Genomic DNA, 5,169 nt, shown 5'->3' with positions numbered 1-5,169 from the left:
ATTCATTTCCGTACCTTTATGAGTCTTTTTATCCATAAATAATATCCAGTCAGTGGTAGTGCAGCCCCCAATAAGGCAGCAATAAAGGTAAGTATGCGAGTAAACATTCCTCCCCAGTTACCAACATGCACAGAATAAATCCAACCACGAATCTTTCCCGACTTGTCTTGATGTTGATAAAGACTTGTTTCTGTAAATTCACCATTATCCGTATTGAAAGAATAACGGTCAGATGCCCGCTGATTACCGAAACGGTTGAAAGACACGCTTGCCGTACCAGAAGAAATACTGATTTGCTTATACTCCGGATTCTGACGTCTTAGTTTATCATAAATCTCCTGCCAATAAACGAATGGTGAAGTTACCGAGTACATATCACTGTGATTGTTTTCCGGACGTCTGCTTCTTTCACCCTTTCGAACCTCATTTCCTTCTCTTTTCTTTTCCCGATGGGCTGCCAGTTTGGTATCCCTCTTTTGAGCATCACTTTTCTGTTCATGTCCTTGGGCGGCACGTTGCTGTACTTCCACCCCGAAGACCTTATAGAAAGCTGTCCGATACCACGGAAAAGACCAGGTCAATCCCGTCAGTGCCATAGCCAGTAGAAAGATCAGAGCATACATTCCACCTGCCACATGCAAGTCATACCAAAACCTTCTCCAACCTTTTGTTGCTGTTATTTTCAGGCTATTCTTCAATGCTTTACGTGTACGCGGCCACCAAATGACAATTCCCGAAATCAGTACAAAAACAAGTAAAAGCGTACTGACACCTACAATCATTTTGCCCCAAAAGATCCCTTCATTTCCCGGATTCATACTATCCAGCAACCAGCGATGCATTCGGAACATAAACATAAAAAAGCCGCTACGCTCACTTTTTCCTTTTACTTCGCCCGTATACTGGTCTACATACAAAGATGCACGACGTGGTTTGGAAAGACTAACCTGATACGCACGTCCGGGATCAGAAGATATGCTGACACCGGTCACCGATACACTGTCAGGCAATGTCGTCGCCACTTTTTCAAGCAGCTTATCCATAGGAAGAGGAGACTCCTTTACCGTTTCCACGTAGTAAAGATCGCGTCGAAACCACTCATTCACCTCATTTTCAAATACCAGCATGGCACCGGAGAAGCAGACAAGAGTTATTATCAGTCCGAAAGGGACGGAAAGCCACAAATGTATCTTTCTGAATATTTTTTTCATGTTTTCAATCCTATTTCTTGAAAAAGCCTGCAAAGCTTTCCGCTCGGCAGGCTTTTATATACAAAAGATTCTCTATTTAACCGACTGTATTATTTTGAAAGATATTCCATCTTACCTACCGTAGTGATAGCGTCAGCTTCTACCGTTAAACCTTTGACTGCCTTGCCTGTTTTTGCGTCTATTTTATAGAAGGCCGGTTTCTCACCCGTAGTCACAGTGACAGCCATATAAGCATACCCTTTTTCTCCATAAGGCTCGCCACCAAACTTTCCGTCAGCCGGCAGACCTGTAACAGGCATAATCGTCTTATCTTCCGCCTTGAAAATAGCCAATTCGCTGACATCTGCACTTGTACCGCCATTAATCATATCTTCCGCTCCCTTTTTATACAATTGAAGCAGGAAGTAATCTTCAGAGATGTGCCAGCAACGGAAAATAGGGTGTTTTGTGCCTATCTCTTCAAAGTTCACATAGTAATCCGGATCGAAATCTGTTGCGCCTGCTTTGATACGCATTGCGCCCGAAGGCTTCTGTCCTGTTACCTTCTTCAAATCTGAAGATGAAACTGCCGTACGTCCATATCCGGGAGAGAACACATAGACGTCACCATTATCAGCAGCCCAAATGGTCTGATAATATTGTGAACGCATACGACCGCATGCATAGCCTATTTTATCAGTCTTGGCAATCACCGGAGTCTCATTGAAGTTCGTGCCACTATAAATTGCCACGTAAGCATTATCCGGGTATTGTGTAGAAGGAATAACACCGGCTGTATATGCACCGCTGCCGCTACCACCGTCAGTCTTAGTCACAAGTTCCTGATCTGTCACAGCTTCCGGCCATTTTTTAATACCGTACTTACTCATTCCCATTGGGATGACAGATGTATAAATCTTATTGTTAGCTTCAACCAGACCTGCCCATGAAACTTTTTCACCATTACCCAAGTAATTTTCGGCAAGCAAGGTACCCTCTTCCTGACTGCCGTCGGTTGCATCCAGATAGTTGAACAACAATGCTTGAGCCACATTCTGATCCTCATCCATTATTTTCGAGTCCCCGGTGGAAACAGTCACCACTTTATCCCCCCAAGTACCGTATGACGTGATACGATTATAAGTGTATGTGTACTTTTCTTTCATTTTACCATCTGCACCCAGATAATAGGAAGCTCCTGTACCTGCGCCACCTTTATTATAAACTAAAGCAAACACATAATCCAATCCTTTATATACCCAATAGGTACCGCCAATCACTTCAGTTCCATTCCCTTGGGTCGACACTGTTCCTTCATCCAAAGAATTGGCTACTACCAAATAACTTGCTTCACCAGTTGTGGCAGCTACCACATAAGCCGTTTCTCCATCAATCGGCGGGTTATCCACCGGATTATTATCATCGTCGCAAGATGCCACAAACACACCGCTACTCAAACAAAAAGCTACGGCAAAAGCCTGTAATAAAAACTTCTTCATATATTCTTTATTATTGATTGATACTAAAAACTTACTCTTATTATTTACCGAAAAACACTCTGAACTTTCCATAGAATGCGCGCCCCGCTTTTTGCAGGCTAAAATTGTCAAACAGTTGGGCATCGGTGAAATTCCGACATTCAAATGATACATTATAACGTCCATTCTTCATGGTGTAGGACAAAGACAGATTATGAGAAAACTGTTCCGGCACCATATTCTTTGAATCTTTATCTCCGAGATTTTCCCAATAAAGAGGAAAATCGTGCTGCCAGTAGCTATCATAGCCGATGCTCAACACATTTCCTTTGACAAACAGGTCATTCCAATAAAAATTTGCATTGATATTAGCATAACGATAGGGCAGATTCGGCATACGCACCTTATAGTGCATGCTTTCCTGCAAAGAAGAACCCGCCAGAAACTTTTCGTAATCACGAGTATCGATGCTATTGAATGTTCCTCCTATATCAAACCAATGCGAGAAGCTATAAAGCAATGACAAATTATACCCTTTGGTCCTTACGTGACCGTGGTTCTCATAATATCCGTAGCTTGTTCCTCCCAATACGTCCAGTCCTCTTTTTATGTAATCTTTCGTATCCCGATATATCAAACCGGCCTCGGCATACAATCCATGCTTGCCAAACTGATGATTATAGCTGAAACTCAAATTGACATTATCACTTTTCTCCGGTTTCAGATTCATTTTACCAGCTTCAAGGTCTTCATCTCCAAAGAGTTCGTCCGTGGTCGGCAGGCGGAAAGCCTTTTCGTACGAAAGTTTCACCTGAAGATCTTTCCATATAAAATAGGTACCTGCCGCTCCATATCCAAGAGCACTTGCCGTATTGGACAGATTGATATAATTGCCTATTCCATCCGTATTCTGCGATACCGGTCCCTTGTTGTATTGCCGATAATATTTGGCAAATGCCGACACATTCCATCTGTCCGACGGCATCAGACGGTAAGAAAGCCCGCTGACGTTTTTACGTGTGATTTTAGGAATAGAAAAGTCCGTGAATTTGGAAGAAGCACCGATGGTAGAGCGGCTCGTACGTTCAAAATCACTGATTACATGACTGAAAGTAAACGTATGCGCCTGTCCGATATGATAATTCATCTTCAGCGTCCCATTCCAGTTTCTATTTTTAGATTCACTGTTCTGATAAGACTGTTCTCCCCGGCTACCTTTTTCATAAAAATCTCCACGCCAGTTGTAAGCCCGCGAAGCGGTATCGACATTATTGGTGATATTATGATTGTAATTGGCAGTCAACAGCAGATCCAGGTTTTTCACCAATAAGTTCTTTTTGTAATATTCTAAAGAAGGGACCAACGAATGTCCTTTGCGGAATTTTTCACCGAACACGACATCTTGATAAACGCCTGTTTGTATCTCTTTATAGAAATGGGAATAATTGAAACTCAACGCTAAACGGTCTGCCCATTTCTTTCCTACCAGGCCGATTTTTCCAATCACGGCTTCATTATGATACTGGTCATTAAAACGTTTCAGATGATAAATCTTATTTTTATCAAGTGGCGGAAAACGTACACTTCCATCTTCTTTAATCTCAAATTCGCGTACGTAAGTGTCTACATAATAATCATTATCCGAAAAGTTTTGAAAAGCATTAACCTCATACATGAAACCATTCTTGAACGTTTGTCCGAAGCGCACGTATGATTTATGAGTATTAAACGAACCGTAAGAATAGGAAGCATCCATAAACCACTTTCCGGGTTGTTTGTTGGTGACAATATTAACCACTCCCCCAATAGCATCGGTTCCGAATCCTACGGGAACTACTCCTTTATAGACTTCTATACGGTCAGCAAAATTAATAGGAACATTGTTCAAATCGAATGCAGCACCGGCTCCTTCCTGTGGTATGCCGTCAATGAAGATTTTCACATGTTTTCCGCTAAAGCCATCGATATACAATTGCATATCCGATCCCACTCCACCTGATTCGCGGAGTTTTACACCGGGCACTTTAGTCAGTGCACCCGCCAAAGTCTGCGTACTATTATGCAATTTCTTCGCATCAATGGCTACCGCATTAAAAGCAGATTGATTCACACGACCGACTCCGGATGTCGTGACCAGCACCTCTCCCAGTTCTTTTACCGCCGGTGCGATAGTGACGTTTACTTTTATTCTTTCTCCCTTGGCTAATTTAACTTTCTTTTCTACCGTTTGATAACCGATAGCCGAAACGACGAGTGTATATTCACCTGCTGTCGTTTTCAAATGATATATACCTTTTTCATCTGTATAGCATCCTTGGTTGGTTCCTTTCAGATAAACTGTCGCAAAATCCACCACTTCTTTCTCTGTAGACATCACTCTGCCCGAAATTAAACTACTACGGTGACGCCCCTGTTGTGAATATACGGATACGGAAAACAAGAATGCCAGAAAAACCAAAAAACATTTATTGCTCATCTCCTTTTTACCTTTTTACTTTATA

At 42.2% G+C, this 5,169-nt stretch carries 3 protein-coding genes; all 3 read right to left on the bottom strand.

Going from position 1 to position 5,169, the window contains the following annotated elements; translation table 11 throughout:
- Nucleotides 1-2: 2 nt before the first annotated feature.
- The 3 genes from BXY_RS06005 to BXY_RS05995 all read right to left on the bottom strand — a co-directional run bounded on the left by BXY_RS06005 (nucleotide 3) and on the right by BXY_RS05995 (nucleotide 5,144).
- On the bottom strand, nucleotides 3-1,211 hold the full coding sequence (locus BXY_RS06005; RefSeq protein WP_008024792.1) for a PepSY-associated TM helix domain-containing protein: 1,209 nt from the start codon (nucleotides 1,209-1,211) through the stop codon (nucleotides 3-5).
- A gap of 89 nt (nucleotides 1,212-1,300) precedes the next feature.
- On the bottom strand, nucleotides 1,301-2,689 hold the full coding sequence (locus BXY_RS06000; protein WP_134993353.1) for a DUF4374 domain-containing protein: 1,389 nt from the start codon (nucleotides 2,687-2,689) through the stop codon (nucleotides 1,301-1,303).
- A gap of 40 nt (nucleotides 2,690-2,729) precedes the next feature.
- Nucleotides 2,730-5,144 (bottom strand): TonB-dependent receptor, encoded by a 2,415-nt coding sequence (locus tag BXY_RS05995; RefSeq protein WP_117809990.1) that lies wholly within the window; start codon nucleotides 5,142-5,144, stop codon nucleotides 2,730-2,732.
- Nucleotides 5,145-5,169: the final 25 nt, after the last annotated feature.

It is taken from the genome of Bacteroides xylanisolvens XB1A, from assembly GCF_000210075.1.
GTDB lineage: Bacteria > Bacteroidota > Bacteroidia > Bacteroidales > Bacteroidaceae > Bacteroides > Bacteroides xylanisolvens.
This window is presented reverse-complemented; position numbering and strand designations above follow the sequence as displayed.

Coding starts and splice junctions, on each gene's coding strand:
- BXY_RS06000 (WP_134993353.1), bottom strand. CDS start 2,689: ATGAAGAAGTTTTTATTACAGGCTTTTGCCGTAGCTTTTTGTTTGAGT.
- BXY_RS05995 (WP_117809990.1), bottom strand. CDS start 5,144: ATGAGCAATAAATGTTTTTTGGTTTTTCTGGCATTCTTGTTTTCCGTA.
- BXY_RS06005 (WP_008024792.1), bottom strand. CDS start 1,211: ATGAAAAAAATATTCAGAAAGATACATTTGTGGCTTTCCGTCCCTTTC.